The following is a 21,879-nucleotide window of genomic DNA, read 5'->3' as shown; positions in this document are numbered from 1 at the left end:
GCACGGCGTGAGATCCACGAGCCCGTTCCGGGCGCTGTGGGTCGCGAGCGCGCTCTCCAACCTCGCGGACGGGCTCGTCTTCGTCACCTTGCCGCTCGTCGCGGCGGGCCTCACCGACGACCCGCGCGGCGTCGCCGGGCTCGCGACCACGTACGCGCTCATGCGGCTGCTGGTCGCGCTGCCCGTGGGCGTGTACGTCGACCGGCTCGACCGGCGCACGCTGATCGTCGTCGCGAACCTGTTGCGGGGTGTCGCGGTGCTGGGGCTCGCGGTGTCGATCCAGTCGGGCGTCGCGTCGCTCGCGGTGCTCTACGCGGTGATGGCCGTGGTGGGCGTGCTCGAGAGCGCCGCCGACGGGGCCGCGGTCGCCGTGCTGCCGTCGATCGTGCCGGGTGACCGGCTCGACCGGGCGAACGCGCGCATCACCGGCACGCAGCTCGTGGCGGACGAGTTCGTGGGGCCGCCGCTCGGCGGGATCCTGTTCGCGCTCGCCGCCGCGGTTCCCGTGTACGCCACGGGCGGGCTGTGGGTGGCGGCGGGTGCGGTGGCGCTCGCGCTGCCGCGGCGGGTGGATCCGGCGTCTTCCGCTTCGAGCCCGCGCCCCTCCGTCTTCCGCGAGGCCGCGGAGGGCGTGCGCTGGCTCGCCCGGCACCGCGTGGTCGGATCCCTCGCCCTCATCGGCGGCCTCGCGAGCGTCGGCTACATGCTGCCGTTCTCGGTCCTCGTGCTCTTCGCGGGCGAGCGGCTCGGACTCGACGCCGCCGGCTACGGCGTGCTCCTCGCGGCCAGCGCGCTCGGCGGCCTGGCCGGATCCGCGATCGCCGCGCCGCTGCGGGCCCGCCTCGGCTCCCGGTGGACCATCACCGGGGCCCTGGCGCTCGGCGCGGCCAGCCTCGCGGGCCTCGCCGTGGCGCGGGAGCCGATCGTCGCGGGGATCCTGCTCGCGCTCTACATCCTGCACGCGGTGGTCTGGAGCATCTGCGCGACCACGCTCCGGCAGCGGCTCGTCCCGGCGGACCTCCTGGGGCGCGTGGGCGCTGCGGGCCGGGTGGTCAGCCTGCTCGGCCTCGCCGCCGGATCCGCGCTGGGCGGCATGCTCGCGACCTCGGGCATCGCGCTGCCGACCGTCGCGGGTGCGATCGTGTTCGCGGGATGCGCGGTGCTCGCGGTGGTGGCGCTGCGCCACTTGACGCGTCGGGAATAAATAGAGTGTTGCGGAAAGACAGATTGTGTTTTGCGTTCTTCGGGACTCGGCTCTTAGAACACGGAGACTTAGCGAGTTCCGTCAGTCGGGCTCATGACGTAACGCGTCCAGGCGGTGGGTGCGCTTTACATCGCAAATTGACTGTACGCAGATTTCGCCTGCGGCGAGCCTCGCTAATTAGCGGTACCCGACGTCGTGATCCGAGGGTCAGCAGTCGTAAGTCTCGCGTGATTCCCGGCCCATCTTAAAACATCATTCCGGTGGTTTCCGTGATCCGATCAGCGATTGACGAGTCGCCATCGCTCCGCCTGGCGACTCGTTTCCGATGACTGTGATCCCGAACACAAGATGCTCGTATGGATTCAAGTTCAGGTACTCTTCGATCGCCTCATCGCACACGGCACCCGAGAAGCCGACAGCAAGATTGAGAGCCGTGCAAGACAAATAAAAGGTTTGACTGAGATGGCCGACATCAAGTAAAAGACCCCGGTAAGCTCGTGGTCCGTCATACTTCCATTGCATGCGCGAAACGTTGCCTACATATACGACGAAGGCAGACGCGCGCTGGTAGTAGGTCTGCTCGGGTAACAGCTTTGCTAAGGGCGGTGGGGTAGCGGTCACGGGAGAGAGGGCATGCCGATCAGGCAGATAGGCGTAAGCCCCCGCTGGAAGTCCGGTCACGTCGGAGCATATGACGTAGATATCTGTGCTCTGCAGGCACCCTGCGGAGGGACTGCTTCGCTGCGCGACCACGCCTCCGTCGGCGGTTTCGGACACAGACGTGTATCGTGCGCTCATGTCCAAAAGCTCGGAGAGAGCATGAAGCTCGATGGGCGAAGAGTCGAAGTTACGTTCTGTTCGCCGTTTGCGCAGCGCTTCCGCCAGGGATATCTTGCCTTGGCTGGTGTCACCGCCGGTGCCTAACATGATTTCGTTAGCTGCTCTACTCACCAGGGGAGGTCGTTGCATGATCATCGCCTTCGCCTTGAGGCGGTTGACGTCCTCCGACGGCGGTGTGAAGATGGTCTTCTTGAGTATTCGACTGGAGAAGTGGTAGTGCTTCGAGCTGGTTCCCCATTCATCCCACCCGAGCAGATTCGCTTCAGCAATTGCCAGCGGAGAGTCTTGCTCCACGAGTAGACCCTCGTCGATGAGATTCTGTGCCAGCGTCTCCCTGTCGTGCTGCTCTGACCGATTTTCCGCCGCCACCAACTCGCTCCACGTCACCCATGTGCGGGCCTGAAGGAGCATTTTGAGAGCCTCGGTTCTCAAAGCAAATTGCTCATGCGAAAGGTAGCCGTCCCAGATGATTTGGTCACCGTCAACGAAGATCACGCCCGCCCTACTGAGGTGATATCTCACCGATCTTCCCTTCTAGATACTTGGCGTGCATGGCGGTCACGTCTGCGCTGCCTGTTGTTGATTCGACCCAACACCAGTCCCCATTCGCGTTTGCTTCGAGAAATACGAAGCCTTGCTCGGTATACAAGAGGTCGATCGCCGCTACGTCCATACCCAGGGCTTGGGACAGCCGGACGAGTGCGCGCGATGTCTCATCGCCGATATCTATGAACTCGGCAGCCGTCCCTTCCGGATCGATCCAGAGGTTGTCGTGGCTCGCCTTCTTTATCTGGAATGCCCTGGTGTCGGTGCCAGCTACATATACCCTGACCTCATAATGCGACGGGATGAACCACTGGCATAAGACAGGTGATGGCTCGAATCCCTGATCTTGCTCGTCGAAGATAGCTCGTATCGCATCGCGAGATCTGAGTATGCGCGGAAAGTATCCATTCAGTAATTGTGGCGGTTCCTCGACAAAGTGCGAGCCCAATGCTTTCACAATTATGCCCGAGGGGCTGGCTAGCGCGAATGTTCGAAGGTCTTTTGTACTATTACTGACGAGGGTCGACGGGGTCGCCCATCCCAGGTGTTGCGCCGTCGTGATTTGACGAATTCTGTCGTCGTTGGCGCGCACGGCATTGAGGCCAATGATTTCTACTCCGCTATGAAGCAAAGCGTTCGTCATGGCCGTCCATTGCTGCCGATGATACTTGTTGAGAATTTCGCATCCCCGCGATCTTTTCGTGATGGCCGGCGCCAGCGCATCGAGATCGAAATGGCGTATGTACACGAGCCGGGGATTGTAGTGCGGGCGATCGACGTGTCCAAGCCGAAGGCTCGGAGATGCACCATATTCGCCGACCCCGATGGTCAATGTTGTAGCGTTGTTCAGGTCCTCAACGTTGCATCGGGCGACGGCGTGCCCCCGGCGGCCGAGCGCGATTGACAGCTGATCCGCCTCGGCATCGTTTCGTCGTGTCAATATCATTAGCTCGGGCGGCTGGGCGCTCAGGCTGTCACCAAAGAGGGACAGCATCGTTGAGTAAAAGTCGCCATTTGCTTTCCCTAGCGGGATTTCGAGGCCTTGTGATTCTAGATACCAATTCTGGAACGCCATATGCTCACTTCTCTTCGCCGAGACGCCCCGGCGGACGGCTTGCGCCGTCCGCCAGGGCGTACTCACAGTGCTTAGTTGTCCTTCTTCAGAACGCGCTGCTCCGCGAGGTACTCACTGCGGTAAGCCTCGAATGCGATGGCCGTGTCCGGAGACATGGCGGGGGCCGCCGAGGTGGTGTCCATGGCGCTAGCGAGTTCAGAAATGGCGTAGGTCTGCATTGCTATTTCTCCGTTCGAGTAATTGCGACTGAACGGCCGGGCGGTCGTTCGCGATTAAGTGTCCTCAAGTTCTCCGGCGTGTCAATAGGTCGAACGATGTCAGTTTTCAGCTGGCGAGGAATAGGTGCTGTCGTGTACGTTCCATGTCGTTGAGCGCTCAGCCGGCGCCACGCCGGCATAAGCCGCCGGCGGCAGCTTTCGAGGCCAGTAACTGCGGCCCGTCTGGCTAGAGGCCGTCTGGAACTGGGCGGCTGTCATCTGAAGAGTGCGCAGCCAGAATGAAGGGCATCGAACATGCATGTACGAGTAGCCGAGGTAGAGAGACGGGACTACCACGTGCAAAGCGCTGCCGTTCCTGTCTCGAAAGCGGCCTCGGGTGAGGCGCTTCAGGCTTTGGCGCCCTGCCTCGCATCGGGCGGCCGAAGGTGATCACACCCTTGCTCACGAACCGACGCACATGCCTCTACCTGGGTGGGCAGGTCGTCTCGGTCTTCGGCGACACCGTGATGTTCCTTGCTGCCGCGGTCTGGGTTCGTCAGCTGACGGGTTCGGACGCCGCCGCAGCCGCCGTGTTCTTCTGCGTCACCGCTCCCTCTCTGCTGGCGCCAGCAGTGGGTCTGCTCGTCGACCGGGTTCGTCGACGCACCTTACTAGTGGCGACGAACGTCGCTATGGCGGCCGCCGTGCTGCTGCTCACGTTTGTCTCCACCGCGGAGGACGTGGGGATCGTATACGTGGTCATGGTGTTATATGGCCTCGGGGCCGTTGTCATCAGCTCGGCGCAGACCGCCTTGTTGCCTGCAGTCGTCGGCAGCGAGCTCCTAGCGGACGCGAACGGACTGCTGCAGACGGTGCGGCAGGGTTTGCGACTTGCTGGCCCCCTGATCGGCGTGACCTTGCTCGCCCGCTTCGGGGGAGGGACGGTGGCGGTCATCGACGCGGCGACATTCCTGCTAGGGGCAGGCAGCCTCCTAATTATCAAGGTAGATGAGCGCGTGCCTGCAAGGCACGAGCGGCAGCGGGCGCGGGCATCCGACCTTCTGGGTGGGTTCGCGCACATACGCGCGGATAGGCCTCTCCTCGCGGTCGTCGTCGCCTCGGCGGCGGTCTGGCTCGTGCTAGGTCTCTCCGAGAGCGTGATGTTCGTCGTGGTTGGCGAGGGGCTTGGGCTGCCGCCTGAGCATTTGGCGGTGCTAGTGACCATCCAGGGGGTGGGTGCGGTGGTCGGCGGACTCACCGCTCCGCGTCTCCTCCGTCAGCTCGGCGAGGCGCGGTCGACCGCATCAGGTGCGCTCGCGATGGCTGTTGCCAGCGCGCTCTGGGCTGTCCCCGCCGATAGCGCCGTATCGGTCGGCTCGGCGCTACTTGGGCTCGGATTGCCCTGGCTAATCGTGGGAGCGACCACGCTCGTTCAGAGGCGGTCGCCCGACGAGCTCCGAGGCCGGATCGCGTCCGCCTTCGACGCCTCCGTGACCGTCCCGCAAACACTGGCGATAGCGGCCGGTGCTGTGCTGATAACCGTGGTCCCTTACCGCGGTCTGCTCGCGGTCATGTGCGTCGTCCTCCTCATGGCGGCAACGGGTCTGCTCGTCGGCGGACGGCGCCCCACCCCCTTGCCCGATAGTCCAGCCTGATCGGGGTCAGCCCGCGTTCGGCAGCCGCACCTCCACGAGACCGCCCGTGACGCGCGTCTCGAAGCGGGGCTGCGGCGCGGTCGCGGGGCCGTGGATCACCGCTCCGGTCTTCAGGCTGAACACGCTGTCGTGCCACGGGCACGTGACGCACGCCTCGCCGGTCTTCGGGTCCGTGCCGAGCTCGCCCTCGTGGAGCGGCGCGGAGAGGTGGCTGCACACGTCGCTCAGCGCATCCACGGTCATGCCGTTCCGGCGCACCAGGAGCGGCAGGCCCGCGACGTCGCGCGTCGCGAGGCGGCCGTCGGGCAGCTCGTCGAGGTGGCCGAGCTCCTGCCAGCCCGCGGGGAAGCGGTGCGGCACGTCCTCGGCGTGGTTCGCGCCCGCCGCCTGGCGGTAGGCGAGGTGCCCGCCGAGGAAGCCGCCGGCCGAGACGAGTCCGAGGCCCGCGAGCCCGAGGACCTTGCCGCTCGTGTGCTTGCCGCGGGCCCGCTGGATCCACGACAGCCCGTAGATGCCCGTCGCGAGCGCGTTCGCGGCGGAGTGCACGATGCCGACGCGCATCTGCTGCTCGTGCAGCTGCGACCAGTCGGCGTAGCCGGAGGCGATGGAGGGCGCCGCGCTCAGCACGCCGACGCCGACGAGCGCGCGGCTGGCCTTCTCGTTGCCGGGCAGGAGATCGAGGACGGTCGAGGAGAGCCAGGCGCCGGTGGGGACCAGCACGGCCACCGGGTGCAGCGGGTGCCCGAACGGCACGCCGTGCAGCAGGTCGGCCAGCGCCCGCGGCTTCAGCAGCGCCGTGACGACGCCCTTCACCCGGTCGACGATCGGATCCAGCGCCTCCGCGTCCTCGATCCTCGCGATGGCCGCGACGAGCCTCAACTCCCTCATGGGGTCTCCTGCCGGTTCCGGCGCCGCCGTCGGCGCTCTGACTCCAGGCAACGCCTGACCGCGAGCAGTGACAAGGGCGCGCGACCCACGTCGAGGGTGCTGATGTCACACCGGCGGCACGCAGGTCAGGCGTCCGGATCAAGGGACGCGTGCCGGGACGCGACCGGTCGGCCCGCGCGCGCGACGCGGTAGCCGGGGGAGCGGAGCCGGCGCGTCCAGGGGTACGTCGTGTCGCCGGGCGGTGCCGCGAGCACGGGATCCGCGCGCGCCGCCGTGTCGAGCGGTCCCGCGGCGTCGTGCGTCAGCTCGATGCGCGCGGCGACGTGCCAGAGTCCGCGTGGTGTCGCGTGCACCAGCCGCATGCGCGCGGGTCGTGTCGCGAGCGCGCGACCGAGGTCGTCCGCGCCCGCGGGGAGCGGCGGATCTGCGTCCACCAGCACGCCGAGCAGCACGGGCCCGGCGGATCCGCGGTACGGCATCAGCGTCGTCAGCCGCGCCCCCGAGAGGGCGCGCCGCGGCGCCAGCAGGAACCGGCCGGTGGGCGAGATCCCGGTGGTGGCGAGCAGCACGTCGACCGTGGTGCCGCCCTCACCCGGGATCCGCAGCGCGAGCCCGAGCACGTCGGGGAGCGCCGCGGGGAGGCCGCCGCCCCGCGAGAACCGGGCGTCGACCGCGAGCGTCTCGTCGAGCGCGTCGAGCCAGGCGAGCCCCGATGCCGCACGACCGGCGACGGGCGTCAGCGTCCCGGAGAGCGCGACGCCGTGCGGATGCAGCGGTCGCGGCCGGCGGACGAGGCGGACGGCGGAGACCAGCCCCGCGAGGACGTTCCCGCCGACGCGGGCCGGGGTGCCGGACATCTCCCGACCCTATTCCGGTGCGCTCCCGGCGTCCGGCTCCAGATCGTCGAGCGGCACGCGGCGACGCCCGGGCCGACCAGATGGTCGGCCCGGGCGTCGGACGATTCGCTGCGCGGAGGCGCCGTGCCGCTACGGCGTCGGCATCCCGCCGTTGACGTTCAGCGTCTCGCCGACCACGTAGCTCGACTCGTTGGAGGCGAGGAACACGTAGGCGGGCGCGAGCTCGGCGGGCTGGCCGGCGCGGCCGAGGGGGGTGTCCTCGCCGAACTCGGGAAGCGCGTCCTCGGGCTGGCCGCCCGCGGTCTGCAGCGGCGTCCAGATCGGGCCGGGCGCGACGACGTTCACGCGGATGCCCTTGGGGGCGAGCTGCTGCGCGAGTCCCTTCGAGAACGCGTTGATCGAGGCCTTGGTCGTGGCGTAGTGCACGAGGTTCGGCGACGGCGCGTAGGCCTGGATCGACGACGTGTTGATGATCGACGAGCCGGGCTTGAGGTGGGGGAGCGCGGCCTTCGTGATCCAGAACATCGCGTAGACGTTGGTCTTGAAGGTGACGTCGAACTCCTCGTCCGAGATGTCCTCGAGGGAGTCGAAGTTCTGCTGCTTGCCCGCGTTGTTCACGACGATGTCGAGGCCGCCGAGGCCCTCGACCGCCTTCGCGACGAGCTCGCGGCTGAACTCCGCCGTGGCGATGTCGCCGGGGATGGCGACGGCCGTGCGTCCCGCCTCCTCGATGAGGGCGACGACCTTCTTCGCGTCCTCCTCCTCCTCGGGGAGGTAGGAGAGCGCGACGTCCGCGCCCTCGCGGGCGTAGGCGATGGCGACGGCCGCGCCGATGCCGGAGTCGGCGCCGGTCACGAGGGCCTTGCGTCCCTCGAGGCGGTTCGATCCGCGGTAGGTCCTCTCGCCGCGGTCCGCCGTGTCGTCGAGCGCGGCGTCGAGGCCGGGGCCGTCCTGCTGCTGCGCGCTGGGCTGGATGTCCGCGTACATCTTCGTCGGGTCCTGGAACGTGTACTGGTCGGTGCTCATGTGTCTCCTGGTGCGGTGATCTGCGTGCGGGAAGGCGGGGTGGATCAGCTGGGCGGGGTGTCGTCCAGGTCGATGTCCTGGCCTGAGAGCTCGTTGTCGGCGAGCACGGGCTCGGCCTCGCCGTCGACGCCGAGGACGTCGGCGGTGGGCTCCGCGTCGGCGCCCATTACGGCGTCGTCATCGGGCTCCTCGACGGGCTCGTCAGTGTCCGGGAGGACGGTCTCGCCGGCGACGGCGTCGTTCACGGCGGTCTCGTTCGCGAGGGCCTCGGTGTCGAGCGCGGTGTCGTCGCCGGTGGAGTCGTCAGCGGGGGTGGCGGTGGCGTCGGTCACGGTCACGCACCGGCCTCGGGCTTGGGGTGGCCGGGGATCGAGTCGCCGCTGAGGTTGAGCTCGTCGGGATCCACGTCGATCTCGCCGACGTCGTCGGGTCCGCCCGAGCCGGGCAGCACCTGCACGTCGTCCGCGGCGGCGGGGACGTCGTCGGAGACGCCCTCGCTCTCGACGATCTGCTCGCTCTGCTTGACGCGCGTGTCGTCCTCGCTGGGCGAGATGAAGTCCTTGTCCTGCCGGGTGTCTGAGGTGCCCGCGGGCTGGAGGCGCGGGTCGTCGGTGTCCATGCGTCCGACGCTACGCTCGGCCCCGAGAGCTGTGTGGTTGCGTTCAGGCAACGCCCATGGAGCGGTCCCGAGCGGCGTGCAGGCGGGTCTCCCTGGGCGGATCAAATGTCGTCGGGACCCTCGCCGACCGGGTCGGCCGCGGCGTCGCGGGCGTCCTCCTCCGCGGCCTCGGCGAGCTCCGCGATCGAGTCGGCGTCGATGCGGGCGGGCTCGGCGAGCGGGTGGCGCGGGGCGTCGGCGGGATCCGTCACCTCAGCGGCCCTCGGGGTCGACGTGGCCGGCCGCGTCGTCGGCCGGGGCGCTCATGTGCGAGTCCGCCGCGGTGACGGAGCGGTTGTCGGGCACCTCGGGGTACTCGGCGCTCGCCGGATCCGCGTCCTCGACCTCGAGGGTGTCCTCCTCGGCGTGCCCGTAACCGGTGCCCTCGGGCGCGCGCACCTCGTCGCCGACACCCGCGGGGGCGTCGTCGCCGCCGACCACGTCGTCCACGGTCACCAGCCCGTCGGGATCGCCGGGGCCGCGCCCGGTGCGTATGCCGTCTGCCTGGTCGTCGCGATCGCTCATGCCCCCACCCTACGAGCGGGGGCGGGCGTCGGTCCGCCCTGCGGCGACCGTGGCATGCACCTGCTCGTCGGCCCGCCCGCGGGCGACCCGCTGCCGGGGTTCACGAGCGCGGTCATGCGGCACGTCGTCGCGCACCTCCTCCGGGACCCGGCCGTCGAGCGCCTCGTTGTCGAGCCGGACGTCCGCAACACCCGGATCCAGCGCCTCAACGAGCTCGTCGGCTTCCGGCCGCTCCGCGTCGTCGACCTCGGCGCGAAGCACGCGCTCCTCAGCGTCGCCACCCGCAACGACGCCCTCCTGCACGCCACCCCCATGGACGGACATGCCATGACCCTCACCCACGACCACCCCCTCGACACCCACCCCGAGGCCCGGCCGGCTGCCGCCTCGAGGACCGCCGAGCCGGATCCCCGCGTGCACCGCGCCGCGCACCTCCGTCCCGACGTGTGGGCCGCCGCCACCCGCCACCTCGTGCGCAAGGCGCTCGCCGAGTTCGCGCACGAGCTGCTCATCGCACCCGAGCGCGTGGATCCGGAGCTCCCCGCCTGCCGCACGACCCGAGGCGCTGGGCCGCCTACCGCGTCGCGAGCGGCGACGGCCGGAGCGCGTACGCGTACCGGGCCAGGATCCTCGAGCTCGACCACTGGGACGTCAACGAGGCGAGCATCCGCCGCACGGTCGACGGCCGGCCCACCGAGCTCGACGCGACCGACCTCGTGCTCGACCTCCGCGACCGCCTGGGGATCACCGACGAGGTGCTGCCCGTCTACCTCGACGAGATCCAGAGCACGCTCTCGGCCGCGGCCTTCTCGCGCCTCCGCGACGTGCCCGACGCGCAGGGCCTCCTCACGGCGTCGTACGCGGAGGTCGAGTCGACGATGGACGAGGGCCACCCCTGCTTCGTCGCGACCAACGGCCGCATCGGCTTCGACCTCGACGACCACGACCGGTACGCGCCCGAGGCGGGGGAGGACGTGCGGATCCTCTGGCTCGCCGTCCACGAGCGCCTCGCGCGCTTCGCCGCCGTCGACGGCCCCGACCGCGAGGCCTTCCTCGACGCCGAGCTCGGCGCCTCCGTGCGCGAGCGGTTCCGGGCCCGGATGGCGGACCTCGGCATCGACCCGGCCGAGCGCGTGCTCGTGCCGGTGCACCCGTGGCAGTGGGAGAACGTCGTCACGGTCACCTTCGCCGGCCTCGTCGCCACCCGCGACATCGTGCTCCTCGGCACGGGCGACGACGAGTACGGCGCGCAGCAGTCGATCCGCACCTGGGCCAACCGCACGACCCCGGAGCGCTGCTACGTGAAGACGTCGCTCTCGATCCTCAACATGGGGTTCACGCGCGGCCTCTCGCCGGCCTACATGGCGGTCACCCCGGCGATCAACGACTGGGTGCACGCGCTCGTCACGGGCGACCCGGAGTTCGCGCGGCGCGGCTTCGGGATCCTCCGCGAGGTCGCGTCCGTCGGCGTGCGCGACGCCCGCGTCGACTCGGCCCTGCCCGCCGGCCACTCCCACGGCAAGATGCTGTCCGCGCTCTGGCGGGAGTCGCCCGTGCCGAGCCTCGCGGAGGGCGAGCGGCTGATGAGCATGACGAGCCTGCTGCACGTCGACGCGCAGGGGGCGAGCGTGCTGGAGGCGCTCATCGACGCGTCCGGGATCGGCGCGGCCGCCTGGATCCGTCGCTGGCTCGACGCCTACCTCGTGCCGCTCGCGCACGCGCTGATCGCGCACGACCTCGCCTTCATGCCGCACGGCGAGAACGTGATCCTCGTGCTCCGCGACCACGTCGTCGTACGCGTGCTGATGAAGGACATCGCCGAGGAGGTCGCCCTCTTCGACATGGAGCGCGAGCTGCCGGAGGACGTGCGCCGGATCCGTATGGACGTCCCCGAGGAGGAGCGCACCCTCACGGTCTTCACCGACGTGATGGACGGCTTCCTCCGCTTCGCCGCCGCGCTCGTCGAGGACCGTGACGACCTCGGCCCCGACGGCCCGTGGCGCGTGGCCGCGGAGGCGCTCGCCGACCACGAGCGGGCGCACCCGGAGCTGGCGGAGCGCATCGCCCGGTTCGACCTCTTCGCGCCGTCCTTCGACCGCTCCTGCCTCAACCGGCTGCAGCTGCGCGACAACCGGCGCATGGTCGACCTGCAGGCGCCGGTGATGCAGATCCGCGGCTCGCTGCGGAACCCGCTCGCGATCCACGCGGGGCTGCGGCCGCGCATCAGCTGACGTCGACGGCGCCGACACGCGTCCCGGACCGGACGCGCGAGGAGCCGCCGCCCGCTTCGTGCGGACGACGGCTCCCGTCGTCGTGTGCGGCGCCGGAGCGCCGCCCGGTCGGATCAGCTCGCCGCGTGCGCGCCCTGCTCCACCGTCAGCGTGCGGCCCTCCTGGCCCTGCGGCTCGTCGGACGTGACCGCGATCTTCCGCGGCTTCGCCCGCTCGCTCACCGGGATGGTGACGCTCAGCACGCCGTTCGCGTAGTGCGCCGAGATGCGCTCGGTGTCGATGCCCTGGCCGAGCGTGAGCTGGCGGAGGAACGTGCCCGCCACGCGCTCGCGCGTCAGCCACCGCACGTTCTGGTCGCCGGCGAGCGTGCGCTCGGCGCGGATGGTCAGCAGCTGGCCGTCCACGTCGATGTCGACCGAGCCCGGGTCGATGCCCGGGAGGTCGGCGGCCAGCACGTAGGTGTCGCCCTCGCGGTGCAGGTCGATGGGCATCGGACGGTTCGCCTGGCGGGTCTCGGCCAGCGCGCCCATGGCGCGGTCCAGCTCGCGGAACGGATCGAAGGTCATGTTCATGCTCGACTCCTCTGATGATCTGCGGTGATGATCTCCGGGGTTGAGCCTCCTCGGCTCAACCACGATGAGATTAGCACTCGGCGCAGGGGAGTGCCAAGCCGTTCGCCTACGGCGAATGCCGCTCTCATCACCTGTTCAGGAGCGGCGGCGGAGGTCGCGCTCCATGCGCCCGATGAGCGTCCAGACCGCGCGCGAGAGGTCCGGGTGCTCGAGCGCGATGCCGCGCAACAGCCGGTACTCGAAGCGCGCGACGACGCCAGGCGCCGTTGACGGGTGGCGCACGCGGGCCAGCTCGTCGGCCATCCCGTCGGCTTCCAGCGCGTCCTGGCGGAGGGTCGCGACCACGTGCTCGTCCACCGTGGGCAGCTGGGGGATGATCTCCCACGGGTCGTCGCCGTTCCGGCATCGGTGCTCGATCACGGCGTCCAGCTCGTCGCGGGCTTCCTGCCGCAGCACCTCGAGGCTGGCGGGGAAGCGGGCGTGCACGGGCGGATCCTCTCGGGCGGCGGGCCGACGCGCCTCACGGCCGCCGTCCCTTCACGCTACGTCATGCCCCGGGGCGCGCTGGGCGGACGGGGTGGTCGGATGCCGTCGGTAGCCTGGAGGACCGCGACCCAGGAGGATCCATGACCGACCACGCCCGCCCCGTCGCCCTCGTCACGGGAGCCACCCGCGGGATCGGCCGCGCCATCGCGGAGGACCTCGGCCGCACCCACCGCGTGATCGTGCACGGCCGCGACCGCGACGCCGTCGACGCGCTCGCCGCGTCCCTGCCGGACGCCGTCGGCTGGGCGGCCGACCTCGCCGCGGGCGGCCTCGCCGACCTCGTCCCCGGCCTCGACCGCCTCGACGTGCTCGTGCACTCCGCCGGCGTGATCGGCGGCGACGCCGTGGCGGAGACGCCCGTCGACGAGTGGCGGCGGGTCTTCGAGGTCAACGTCTTCGCGGTCGCCGAGGTGACGCGCGTGCTCCTGCCCGCGCTCCGGGCGGCGCAGGGGCAGGTCGTGCTCGTGAACTCCGGATCCGGCTTCACGGCCAACCCCACGGGCGGCGTCTACGCGGGATCCAAGTTCGCCCTCCGCGCGCTCGGCGACGCCCTGCGCGAGGAGGAGCGCTCGCACGGCGTGCGCGTCTCGAGCGTGCACCCGGGCCGCGTCGCCACCGACATGCAGCGCGAGCTCCGCGCGAAGGAGGGCGGCGAGTACGACGAGGCCCGCTACCTGGAGCCCGCGTCCGTCGCGCGCGCCGTGCGCCTCGTCGTCGACCAGACCCGCGACGGCACGCTCGAGTCGGTGTCGCTGCGGCCGTTCGGGGGCTGATCCGGGAGGGCGTCGCTCATCCAGGGCGCGCGGATCCCGGCCCCGCCCCGGCGCGTCGCCCGCACGGGCACGGTTCCCGAGCATGCTCGTCGGGAGGCGCCCGACGCGGGCGCGACCGACGCCGCCCTCCCCGTGCGGCGCCGCCCAGGAGGAGACCCGCCCATGACCGCATCGCCCGCATCCGCATCCGCATCCGCATCCGGCCCCGTCGTCGTCGCCGGCGCCACCGGCGACCTCGGCCGCCGCATCGTGCGCGAGCTGCTCGCGGCCGGCGCGCGCGTCCGCGTCCTCACCCGGCCCGGAAGAACCGCGGCGGCCGAGGCGTGGGGCGACGACCCGCGCGTCGAGGTCGTCGAGGCCGCGTACACCGACCGGGCCGCGCTGATCCGCGGGGTCGCCGGCGCGCGCGTCGTCGTCTCCGCGGTCAGCGGCGCCCGCGCCGTGATCGTCGGGGCGCAGCGTGCGCTCCTGACGGCGGCGGTCGCGGCCGGCGTGCCGCGCTTCATCCCCTCGGACTACTCCTCCGACTACCGCCGGGTCACGCCCGGCAGCAACCGCAACTTCGAGCTGCGCCGCGAGTTCGCGGCCGACCTCGACGCCGCGCCGATCCGGGCCACCTCGGTGCTCAACGGCGCCTTCGCCGACATGCTCACCGGGCAGGCGCCCATCGTCCTGTTCGACCGGCGCCGCGTCCTCTACTGGTCGTCCGCCGACCAGGTGCTCGACTTCACGACCAAGGACGACACCGCCCGCGTGACGGCGCTCGTCGCGCTCGACGACCACGCGCCGCGCGTGGTCGAGGTGGCGGGGGACCGGGTGACCGCGCGGGACCTCGCGCGCACCATGACGGAGATCACGGGCACGCCGTTCGCGCTGCAGTGGGCGGGCAGCACGGGGGTCCTCTCCACGGCGGCCAAGGCGATGCGCCGCGTCGGCCGCGACGAGCAGGAGACCTTCCCGGCCTGGCAGGGGATGCAGTACCTCGTGAGCATGTACAGCGGCGAGGCGGAGCTGCGGCACGTGGACCGCGAGCGGTTCGGCGCGCACACCTGGACGAGCGTGCGCGACGTGCTCGCCGCGCACGTCGCCGAGCGCGTGAGCGCGTCCGCCGCGTAGCCGGCCGCGCGGCCCTCGTCACGAGGCCACGGCTCGCTGGGTGCCGCATCCAGCGGGCGGTGGAAGGGTGGGGCCGCGCCACGAGCGCCGCGGGTCGGCCGTCCGACCGCCCGCCCCCGAGAACGAAGGAGACCCATGTCTGCACGCAGCATCCAGTGGCAGCTGGCGAAGCGCCCCACCGGCGAGCCCACCCCCGACGACGTCCGCCGCGTCGAGGTCGACCTGCCCGACCTGCAGGACGGCGAGGTCCGCGTCGAGAACGAGTTCATCTCCGTCGACCCCTACATGCGCGGCCGCATGAACGACGTGCCCTCCTACGTGCCGCCGTTCCAGCTCGACGAGGCGATGACCGGATCCGCGGTCGGCCGCGTCGTCGAGTCCCGCTCCGAAGACCTCGCGGTCGGCACGCTCGTCAGCCACATGCTCGGCTGGCGCGACGTCGCGCAGGGCCAGGCCGGCGGCTTCCGCCCCGTCCCCGAGGTCCCCGGCGTGCCGTCGTCCGCCCACCTCGGCGTGCTCGGCCTCACGGGCCTCACCGCGTACGTCGGCCTGACCCGCATCGCCTCCATCAAGGAGGGCGACGTCGTCTTCGTGTCCGGCGCGGCCGGCGCGGTCGGCTCGATGGTCGGCCAGATCGCCCGCCTCCTCGGCGCCTCGCGCGTCGTCGGCAGCGCCGGCTCCGCGGAGAAGGTCGAGCGCCTCACGTCGCACCTCGGCTTCGACGCCGCGTTCGACTACCACGGCGGCGACCTCGAGCAGAAGCTCGCGGAGGCGGCCCCCGACGGCATCGACCTCTACTTCGACAACGTCGGCGGCGACCACCTCTCCGCCGCGCTCGGCGCCCTGAGGGACTTCGGCCGCGTCGCCAACTGCGGGTCGATCTCGACCTACAACTCCACCGGCGAGGAGATCGCGATCCGCAACACGGGCCGCATCGTCACGCGCGGCCTCACGCTCCGCGGCTTCACCCTCGGCAACCACCAGGACCTCGCGCCCGAGTTCGCGTCGAAGATGGGCCCGTGGCTGTCCGAGGGCCGCATCACCGCCGACGAGACCGTGATCGACGGCATCGACCGCGCGTTCGAGGCCTTCACCGGCCTCATGCGCGGCGAGAACGTCGGGAAGATGGTCGTGCGGACCCGCGCCTCCGCCTGATCCGCACCTCCCTCGTGTCGTCCTCGGGGAGCGTCGGCGGGGCATCCGCCCGGCGCTCCTCGGCGGCCGTCGCCTCCCGTCCCGAGCGCGCCTCGCGCAGGCGCCGTCCCTCGTCCTCGAGGAGGGCCCGGCGCCTGGCGAGGCGGTCGGCGCGGGTCGTGTCGCGCACGGGCAGCCGCAGCGCGTGCTCGGCCGGGATCCCCGCCTGCAGCTGCCGGGCGCGGATGATCTCCACATCCAGCTCCCCGCCGAGGACGAGCGACAGGTTCCCGATGTAGAGCCACAGCAGCAGCACGATCACCGCGCCGAGCACCCCGTAGGTCGACTCGTAGGTCGCGATGGTCGTCACGTACCAGACGAAGCCGGCGGTGCCGAGGCCCCACGCGACGATCGCCACGAGGCTGCCCCAGGTGAGCAGGTCAACCCGGCGACGGCGGAGGTTCGGGGTCGCCGCGTACAGCACGCCGATGATCCCCGTCAGCAGCGCCGCGAGCAGCGGCCACTTGACGATCGCCCACACCACGAGCGTCGTGTCGCCGAGGCCGAGCTGCTGCCCGAGCGCGCGGGCGCCGTCGTCGGTGAGCAGCAGCATGCCGACCATCACGACGCTGACGACGAGCAGCGCGACCGTGACCCCGAGCATCAGCGCCCGGTACTTCACCAGCGGCCGGCCCTCCTCCGTCTCCTGCACGCGGTTCATCGCGCGGCCGAAGGCGGTGACGTAGGCGGCCGAGGTCCAGAGCGCGCCGAGGAAGCTCACCGTGAAGGCGATGCCGGAGCGGGGACCGTCGGCGAGCTGCTCGACGGGGTCGCGGATCACGTCGACGGCCGAGTCGCCCAGCACCGCCGTGAGCACGCCGAGCACGCCCTCGACGCCGGCGCGCGTGTCGCCGACGACGCCGATGAGGCTGAGCACCGCGACCGCCGCGGGGACGAGCGAGAGCGTGGAGTAGAAGGTCAGGCTCGCGGCCATGTCGATGCCGCGGTGCTTCATGAATCCGTAGACCGCGCGGCGGCACGCGTACCAGCCGAGTTCGCGGCCGATGCGCTGCCGCCGGTGCAGCGCCTGCTCGTCGAGCTCGGCCTGCGGCGAGGCGTCGTCGGGCGCGGCGCGGCGCGGGCGGATGGGCATGCCCGCAAGTCTGACCCACGCCCGCGCGCCCGGAGGCCGCGACGGCGCTCAGCGGCTGGCCGCGCCACTCCGGGTGCGCTACACAAGGGGGATGGTGCACACATCCTCCGTCGAGATCGAGCGCAAGTACGACGTCGCGGACGGGGTGCCGGTCCCGGCCTTCGTCGGCATCGAGGGGATCGCCGAGGCGCGAGCCGCGGATCCCGTGACGCTCGTGGCCGTCTACCTCGACACCGCGGACCACGCGCTCGCCGATCGCCGCATGATCCTCCGCCGCCGCGAGGGAGGCCACGACGCGGGCTGGCACGTGAAGCTCCCGGCCGACGGCGGCGAGGGCCGCACCGAGCTCGGCTGGCCGCTCGAGGACGGCGACGGCGACGACGGCGCGATCCCCGGCCCCGTGCTCGACCAGGTGGCCGTGCACGTGCGCGGCCGCGAGCTCACGCCCCTCGCGCGCCTCGAGACCGTCCGCACCACCGTCACGCTGCTCGACGCCGACGGGCGCGCGGTCGCCGAGTTCGCCGACGACCGCGTCACCGGATCCGACGTCCGCGGCGGCACCGTGCGCGCCTGGCACGAGTGGGAGGTCGAGCTGCTGCCGGACGCGCCCGCGAAGCGGAAGCAGCGCGCGGCGCTCCTCGACCTGATCGAGCGGCACGTGGTCGACGCGGGCGCCCGCCCCTCCGACAGCGCCTCGAAGCTCGCCCGCGCGCTCGGCGCCGACGCGCTCGGCCGCGAGGCTCCCGCGGGTCCCGCCCTGCCGGATCCCGCGACCCTCACCAAGGAGAGCCCCGCGTCCGAGGTGGCCCGCGCGATCCTCGCCCGCGGCGTCCGCGACCTCGTGGCCGCCGACCCGCACGTGCGCGCCGACGAGCACGACGCCGTGCACAGGATGCGCGTCGCCGTCCGCCGCCTCCGCAGCGCGCTCCGCACCCACCAGGACGTGATCGACCCGGCGGCCACGGCGGCCGTCCGCGCCGAGCTCACCGCGCTCGGGACCGTGCTCGGCGGCGCGCGCGACATGGAGGTGCTGCGCGACCGCGTCGTCTGGTCGGTGGTGGAGCACGACACGGAGACCGTGCCCGACCACGTCGGCGACGCCCTGCACGACGTCCTCGACGAGCGGTACCGCCGCGCCCACGAGCGCGTGGTCCGCGCGCTCTCGTCGGCGCGCTACCTCGCGCTGCTCGACGACCTCGACCGGCTGGTCGCGGATCCGCCCCTCACGCACGATGCGAGCGCCCCGGCGGGGCCCGCCCTGCACGCGGCGCTCCGTCGCGACGCCGAGCGGGTCGGCCGCCGGGCAGCGGTCGCGCAGGAGGCGGTCGGCGAGGCAGCGCGCACCGAGGCGCTGCACGAGGTCCGCAAGGCCGCCAAGCGCCTCCGCTACGCCGCCGAGGAGGTCAGCGGCCGCACGGTCCAGGTCCTCGGCCGGAAGACGATGCGGCTCGCGACCGCCGCCGAGGAGGTGCACGACGAGCTCGGCGAGCACCGCGACGGCATCGCGATGCAGCGGGTCCTCCGCGACGAGGCGAAGCGCCTCGCGGCCCGCGGTGAGGACGCCTTCGCGCTCGGCGTGCTGCACGAGGCCGAGCGGCTGCGCACCCAGTCCGCGCTCTGGCGGGCGGAGCGCGCGCTGGAGCGCCTGCTCGCGACCCCCGTCCCGGGAGCGTGAGGGCGGACCGTAAACTCGATCGGGTGACCCCAGACGCCGACGTGCCCACCCCGGCGTACGACCCGTCGGAGCTCGACGTGCGGGTCACCGGCGGCACCGTCCGCGGCGTGCGCGAGCGGGGGATCGAGGCGTGGCGCGGCATCCCCTTCGCCGCACCGCCCCGCGGCGACCTCCGCTTCCGGGCGCCGCAGCCCGTCGTCGGCTGGGAGGGCGCGCGGTTCGCGCAGCACTTCGGCAAGGTCGCGCCGCAGGTCAGCGCGGGAGCCTTCATGGGCGCGCCGCAGGGCACGCCGATGGGGGAGGACTGCCTCACCGTCAACGTCATCGCGCCCTCCGGCCTCAGCCCCGACGCCGCGCGCGTGAACCGTGAGTCGCAGCTGCGGCCCGTCATGGTCTTCATCCACGGCGGCGCGTACGTCGTCGGTTCCTCGCGCGAGAACCCCGTGCAGGGCGAGGGCCTCGTCCGTCAGGGCGGCATAGTCTACGTGAGCTTCAACTACCGCCTCGGGGCGCTCGGCTACCTCGACTTCAGCCGGTACTCGACGCCGGAGCGCCCCATCGAGTCGAACCTGGGCTTGCGCGACCAGGTGCAGGCGCTCCAGTGGGTGCGCGACAACATCCGCGCGTTCGGCGGGGATCCCGACAACGTCACGGTCTTCGGCGAGTCCGCCGGCGGCAACGCCGTCACGACCCTCATGGCGGTGCCGTCGGCGCACGGGCTGTTCGCCCGCGCCATCGCGCAGAGCTCGCCGACGAACGCCGTCTACCCGGCCGAGCAGACCGCGCGATGGGCGGCCGAGTTCGTGGGCCTCCTCGCCGGTCGGGCGGGCCGCGCCCCCGACGACGCCGAGGCGGTCCGGCTGCTCACGGCCGCGAGCGCGTCCACCCTCGCCGCCGCGGCGAACGAGCTGATGGTGCGGACGCCCGACGAGGAGCCGGGCACCATCACGTTCAGCCCCGTCATCGACGGCGACGTGCTGCCGGAGCGCCCGCTCGACGCGTTCAAGCACGGCCGCGCGGCCCGGGTGCCGCTCATCATCGGCACCAACGAGCGCGAGGGATCCCTGTTCACCGGCCGCCTCGACATCCTCGCCACCACGCCGCCGCGCATCGACGCGGTGTTCGCGAAGACCGACGAGGCCCACCGCGAGGAGCTCGCCGCGCTCTACCCCGGCCTGCCCAAGCGCCGGGCCGCGCTCGACTTCGGCGGCGACTACGCCTTCTGGTTCCCGTCCATCAAGGTCGCCGAGCGCCATGCCCGCTACGCGCCCGTGCACTTCTACCGCTTCGACATCGCGCCGCGCCTCGTGCACCTCATGGGCCTCGACGCCACGCACGGCCTCGAGCTGTTCGCGCTGTTCGACCGCATGGACTCGATGCTCGGCCGCGGCATGACCCTCCTCGGCGGCCGGCGCGCGTTCGTCGCGGCGGGGGAGCGGATGCGCATCGCGTGGCTCCGCTTCGCGCAGGACGGCACCGTCGACGAGTCCTGGCCGCCCTACGTGGGCGTCGCCGACGAGGCCCCGGGCACCGGTGCGGCCGACGCAGGCGCGTCGGGCGAGCGCGCGACCCTCGTCTTCGACGTGGTCGACCGCATCGAGCACGACCCGCACGCCGAGCGCCGCGTCGCGTGGCGCGACTTCGTGCCGCACATCTGACGCCCGGCGTCCGGCGCAGGATGTTCACCGGATCTCCATCCGCCGGACGCCCGTTCGAGCCCAGCGTATGCAGGCCGTTAGGATCGACGACTGTGACATCCGCTCGAGGGATCCGATAGTGGATCTCACCCTCATCGTCGTCCTGGTCATAGCCCTGGCCCTGTTCTTCGACTTCACCAACGGCTTCCACGACACGGCGAACGCGATGGCCACCCCCATCGCGACGGGTGCGCTGAAGCCGCGGGTCGCCGTCGCGATCGCCGCGGTCCTCAACCTCGTGGGCGCGTTCCTCAGCACAGAGGTCGCGAAGACCGTCTCCGGCGGCATCATCCGCGAGGGCGACGGCGGCGTGCAGATCACGCCGACCATGATCTTCGCGGGCCTCATGGGCGCCATCGTCTGGAACCTCGTCACCTGGCTCCGCGGCCTCCCGTCGAGCTCCAGCCACGCGCTGTTCGGCGGCCTCATCGGCGCGGCCGTCGTGGGCGCGGGCCTCGGCTCGGTCGACTTCGGCGTCGTGCTGTCGAAGGTGATCCTCCCGGCGCTGCTCGCCCCCGCGATCGCCGGCCTCATCGCGTACGCGACCACCAAGCTCGCCTACTCCATCACGCGCCGCTCGAGCGGCCCGAACGAGCGCGGCGGCTTCCGCTACGGCCAGATCTTCACGTCGTCGCTCGTGGCCCTCGCGCACGGAACCAACGACGCGCAGAAGACCATGGGCATCATCACCCTCACGCTCATCGCGGGCGGCTTCCAGGCGGCCGGCTCCGGCCCCGAGTTCTGGGTCATCGCGGTCTGCGCCGTCGCCATCGCGCTCGGCACCTACATGGGCGGCTGGCGCATCATCCGCACGATGGGATCCGGCCTCACCGAGGTCAAGCCCGCGCAGGGCTTCAGCGCCGAGGCGTCGACCGCGGCCACCATCCTCGCGTCCAGCCACCTCGGCTTCGCGCTCTCGACCACGCAGGTCGCGTCCGGATCCGTCATCGGCTCGGGCCTCGGTCGCCGCGGCGCGTCCGTGCGCTGGAACACGGTGGGCAAGATCGCGCTCGGCTGGCTGCTCACGCTGCCGTCGGCCGCCATCGTCGGCGCGATCGCGGCGCTCGTGGCGAGCACCGGCACGGTCGGCTTCGTCATCGACGCGGTCGTCGGCGTGGCCGTCATCGTCTGGATCTTCTGGCGCTCGCGCCGGAACGCGGTCGACGCCCGCAACGCCATCGTCGAGGTGGACGCCGCCGGGTTCGCCGTGCGGGGACGGAAGGCCACCAAGGCCGCTCGGAAGGCCAGGGAGGCCGCATGATCGACTGGAGCGCGTTCCTCGTCGTCGCCGTGGCGGCCCTCGTGGGCGCCGTAGCGGTGGTCTGCCTCTTCTCCCTCGGGGTGCGCCTGCTGGCCGTGGGCACCGAGTACGACGACGAGGGCGACAAGGTCTCGGTCACGGGGATCCGCCCGCAGGCCGCGACCGTGGGCGGCTACGTCTGCTTCGCCCTCAGCGGCGTCGCCGTGCTGTACGGCGTCTACCTCATCGTCCCCGCCCTGCACTCCTGACC

At 71.5% G+C, this 21,879-nt stretch carries 22 protein-coding genes and 1 pseudogene; 11 read left to right on the top strand and 12 right to left on the bottom strand.

Going from position 1 to position 21,879, the window contains the following annotated elements:
- Nucleotides 1–7: 7 nt before the first annotated feature.
- On the top strand, nt 8–1,204 hold the full coding sequence (locus tag FGD68_RS12980) for an MFS transporter (RefSeq protein ID WP_237609535.1): 1,197 nt from the start codon (nt 8–10) through the stop codon (nt 1,202–1,204).
- Between the two features lie 252 nt (nt 1,205–1,456).
- Here FGD68_RS12980 and FGD68_RS12975 read toward each other — a convergent pair whose 3' ends face one another.
- Both FGD68_RS12975 and FGD68_RS12970 read right to left on the bottom strand, forming a co-directional pair.
- Nucleotides 1,457–2,539, bottom strand: coding sequence for a SagB family peptide dehydrogenase (locus tag FGD68_RS12975; RefSeq protein WP_119372733.1), 1,083 nt, complete (start codon nt 2,537–2,539; stop codon nt 1,457–1,459).
- 7 nt (nt 2,540–2,546) lie between these two features.
- Complete coding sequence (locus FGD68_RS12970; protein WP_119372732.1) at nt 2,547–3,665, bottom strand: ATP-grasp domain-containing protein; 1,119 nt, start codon at nt 3,663–3,665, stop codon at nt 2,547–2,549.
- 655 nt (nt 3,666–4,320) lie between these two features.
- Here FGD68_RS12970 and FGD68_RS12965 point away from each other — a divergent pair.
- Entirely contained in the window at nt 4,321–5,517 is a 1,197-nt protein-coding gene (locus FGD68_RS12965) for an MFS transporter (protein ID WP_147361628.1), read from the top strand.
- Between the two features lie 6 nt (nt 5,518–5,523).
- Here the strand turns inward: FGD68_RS12965 and FGD68_RS12960 are convergent, their stop codons facing one another.
- The 7 genes from FGD68_RS12960 to FGD68_RS12930 form a co-directional block, all read right to left on the bottom strand.
- Entirely contained in the window at nt 5,524–6,405 is an 882-nt protein-coding gene (locus FGD68_RS12960; protein WP_119372730.1) for a Rieske 2Fe-2S domain-containing protein, read from the bottom strand.
- A gap of 125 nt (nt 6,406–6,530) precedes the next feature.
- Nucleotides 6,531–7,262, bottom strand: coding sequence for a hypothetical protein (locus tag FGD68_RS12955; protein WP_119372729.1), 732 nt, complete (start codon nt 7,260–7,262; stop codon nt 6,531–6,533).
- 129 nt (nt 7,263–7,391) lie between these two features.
- Nucleotides 7,392–8,288, bottom strand: coding sequence for a glucose 1-dehydrogenase (locus FGD68_RS12950; RefSeq protein WP_119372728.1), 897 nt, complete (start codon nt 8,286–8,288; stop codon nt 7,392–7,394).
- A gap of 44 nt (nt 8,289–8,332) precedes the next feature.
- Nucleotides 8,333–8,626, bottom strand: coding sequence for a hypothetical protein (locus FGD68_RS12945; RefSeq protein ID WP_119372727.1), 294 nt, complete (start codon nt 8,624–8,626; stop codon nt 8,333–8,335).
- Nucleotides 8,623–8,907 carry a hypothetical protein gene (locus tag FGD68_RS12940; RefSeq protein ID WP_119372726.1) on the bottom strand — a complete coding sequence of 95 codons (285 nt, stop codon included), beginning with the start codon at nt 8,905–8,907 and terminating at the stop codon, nt 8,623–8,625. The genes FGD68_RS12945 and FGD68_RS12940 overlap by 4 nt, the downstream gene beginning before the upstream one ends.
- Nucleotides 8,908–9,008: 101 nt before the next feature.
- Nucleotides 9,009–9,158 (bottom strand): hypothetical protein, encoded by a 150-nt coding sequence (locus FGD68_RS12935; protein ID WP_182480897.1) that lies wholly within the window; start codon nt 9,156–9,158, stop codon nt 9,009–9,011.
- A 1-nt stretch (nt 9,159) separates the two neighbouring features.
- Entirely contained in the window at nt 9,160–9,471 is a 312-nt protein-coding gene (locus tag FGD68_RS12930; RefSeq protein WP_104236330.1) for a hypothetical protein, read from the bottom strand.
- 54 nt (nt 9,472–9,525) lie between these two features.
- Between FGD68_RS12930 and FGD68_RS12925 the strand changes: the two are divergent.
- Nucleotides 9,526–9,660: pseudogene (locus FGD68_RS12925) on the top strand (GNAT family N-acetyltransferase); the annotation flags it as partial.
- A gap of 257 nt (nt 9,661–9,917) precedes the next feature.
- Nucleotides 9,918–11,702 carry an IucA/IucC family protein gene (locus tag FGD68_RS12920; RefSeq protein WP_237609534.1) on the top strand — a complete coding sequence of 595 codons (1,785 nt, stop codon included), beginning with the start codon at nt 9,918–9,920 and terminating at the stop codon, nt 11,700–11,702.
- 113 nt (nt 11,703–11,815) lie between these two features.
- Here the strand turns inward: FGD68_RS12920 and FGD68_RS12915 are convergent, their stop codons facing one another.
- Complete coding sequence (locus tag FGD68_RS12915) at nt 11,816–12,274, bottom strand: Hsp20/alpha crystallin family protein (RefSeq protein WP_012038780.1); 459 nt, start codon at nt 12,272–12,274, stop codon at nt 11,816–11,818.
- A gap of 135 nt (nt 12,275–12,409) precedes the next feature.
- Nucleotides 12,410–12,760: a hypothetical protein gene (locus FGD68_RS12910; protein ID WP_119372725.1), complete on the bottom strand. Its 351-nt coding sequence runs from the start codon at nt 12,758–12,760 to the stop codon at nt 12,410–12,412.
- A gap of 140 nt (nt 12,761–12,900) precedes the next feature.
- On the opposite strand from FGD68_RS12910, the gene FGD68_RS12905 reads away from it, so the two are divergent.
- The 3 genes from FGD68_RS12905 (at nt 12,901) to FGD68_RS12895 (ending at nt 15,864) form a co-directional block, all read left to right on the top strand.
- On the top strand, nt 12,901–13,593 hold the full coding sequence (locus FGD68_RS12905; RefSeq protein WP_237609533.1) for an SDR family oxidoreductase: 693 nt from the start codon (nt 12,901–12,903) through the stop codon (nt 13,591–13,593).
- Nucleotides 13,594–13,755: 162 nt separating this feature from the next.
- The gene (locus tag FGD68_RS12900; RefSeq protein ID WP_237609532.1) at nt 13,756–14,709 is read left to right on the top strand and encodes an NmrA family NAD(P)-binding protein; all 954 of its coding nucleotides are present in this window, start codon (nt 13,756–13,758) and stop codon (nt 14,707–14,709) included.
- A 135-nt stretch (nt 14,710–14,844) separates the two neighbouring features.
- Nucleotides 14,845–15,864 carry an NADP-dependent oxidoreductase gene (locus FGD68_RS12895; protein WP_237609531.1) on the top strand — a complete coding sequence of 340 codons (1,020 nt, stop codon included), beginning with the start codon at nt 14,845–14,847 and terminating at the stop codon, nt 15,862–15,864.
- Here the strand turns inward: FGD68_RS12895 and FGD68_RS12890 are convergent.
- The gene (locus tag FGD68_RS12890) at nt 15,809–16,996 is read right to left on the bottom strand and encodes a YihY/virulence factor BrkB family protein (RefSeq protein ID WP_104236246.1); all 1,188 of its coding nucleotides are present in this window, start codon (nt 16,994–16,996) and stop codon (nt 15,809–15,811) included. The genes FGD68_RS12895 and FGD68_RS12890 overlap by 56 nt on opposite strands.
- 91 nt (nt 16,997–17,087) lie before the next feature.
- On the opposite strand from FGD68_RS12890, the gene FGD68_RS12885 reads away from it, so the two are divergent.
- The 4 genes from FGD68_RS12885 to FGD68_RS12870 all read left to right on the top strand — a co-directional run bounded on the left by FGD68_RS12885 (nt 17,088) and on the right by FGD68_RS12870 (nt 21,877).
- Nucleotides 17,088–18,671, top strand: coding sequence for a CYTH and CHAD domain-containing protein (locus FGD68_RS12885; RefSeq protein WP_237609530.1), 1,584 nt, complete (start codon nt 17,088–17,090; stop codon nt 18,669–18,671).
- Nucleotides 18,672–18,694: 23 nt separating this feature from the next.
- Nucleotides 18,695–20,329 (top strand): carboxylesterase/lipase family protein, encoded by a 1,635-nt coding sequence (locus FGD68_RS12880; protein WP_237609529.1) that lies wholly within the window; start codon nt 18,695–18,697, stop codon nt 20,327–20,329.
- Nucleotides 20,330–20,447: 118 nt separating this feature from the next.
- Nucleotides 20,448–21,629: an inorganic phosphate transporter gene (locus tag FGD68_RS12875; RefSeq protein ID WP_119372802.1), complete on the top strand. Its 1,182-nt coding sequence runs from the start codon at nt 20,448–20,450 to the stop codon at nt 21,627–21,629.
- The gene (locus FGD68_RS12870; RefSeq protein WP_104236250.1) at nt 21,626–21,877 is read left to right on the top strand and encodes a hypothetical protein; all 252 of its coding nucleotides are present in this window, start codon (nt 21,626–21,628) and stop codon (nt 21,875–21,877) included. Before FGD68_RS12875 ends, FGD68_RS12870 begins: the two co-directional genes overlap by 4 nt.
- Nucleotides 21,878–21,879: the final 2 nt, after the last annotated feature.

The sequence above is a fragment of the Clavibacter californiensis genome, from assembly GCF_021952865.1.
GTDB lineage: Bacteria > Actinomycetota > Actinomycetes > Actinomycetales > Microbacteriaceae > Clavibacter > Clavibacter californiensis.
This window is presented reverse-complemented; position numbering and strand designations above follow the sequence as displayed.

Bases quoted from the DNA above. Each gene is read 5' to 3' on its own strand.
- FGD68_RS12970 (WP_119372732.1), bottom strand. From the start codon at position 3,665: ATGGCGTTCCAGAATTGGTATCTAGAATCACAAGGCCTCGAAATCCCG.
- FGD68_RS12960 (WP_119372730.1), bottom strand. From the start codon at position 6,405: ATGAGGGAGTTGAGGCTCGTCGCGGCCATCGCGAGGATCGAGGACGCG.
- FGD68_RS12955 (WP_119372729.1), bottom strand. From the start codon at position 7,262: ATGTCCGGCACCCCGGCCCGCGTCGGCGGGAACGTCCTCGCGGGGCTG.
- FGD68_RS12950 (WP_119372728.1), bottom strand. From the start codon at position 8,288: ATGAGCACCGACCAGTACACGTTCCAGGACCCGACGAAGATGTACGCG.
- FGD68_RS12940 (WP_119372726.1), bottom strand. From the start codon at position 8,907: ATGGACACCGACGACCCGCGCCTCCAGCCCGCGGGCACCTCAGACACC.
- FGD68_RS12930 (WP_104236330.1), bottom strand. From the start codon at position 9,471: ATGAGCGATCGCGACGACCAGGCAGACGGCATACGCACCGGGCGCGGC.
- FGD68_RS12915 (WP_012038780.1), bottom strand. From the start codon at position 12,274: ATGAACATGACCTTCGATCCGTTCCGCGAGCTGGACCGCGCCATGGGC.
- FGD68_RS12905 (WP_237609533.1), top strand. From the start codon at position 12,901: ATGACCGACCACGCCCGCCCCGTCGCCCTCGTCACGGGAGCCACCCGC.
- FGD68_RS12900 (WP_237609532.1), top strand. From the start codon at position 13,756: ATGACCGCATCGCCCGCATCCGCATCCGCATCCGCATCCGGCCCCGTC.
- FGD68_RS12895 (WP_237609531.1), top strand. From the start codon at position 14,845: ATGTCTGCACGCAGCATCCAGTGGCAGCTGGCGAAGCGCCCCACCGGC.
- FGD68_RS12890 (WP_104236246.1), bottom strand. From the start codon at position 16,996: ATGCCCATCCGCCCGCGCCGCGCCGCGCCCGACGACGCCTCGCCGCAG.
- FGD68_RS12885 (WP_237609530.1), top strand. From the start codon at position 17,088: ATGGTGCACACATCCTCCGTCGAGATCGAGCGCAAGTACGACGTCGCG.
- FGD68_RS12870 (WP_104236250.1), top strand. From the start codon at position 21,626: ATGATCGACTGGAGCGCGTTCCTCGTCGTCGCCGTGGCGGCCCTCGTG.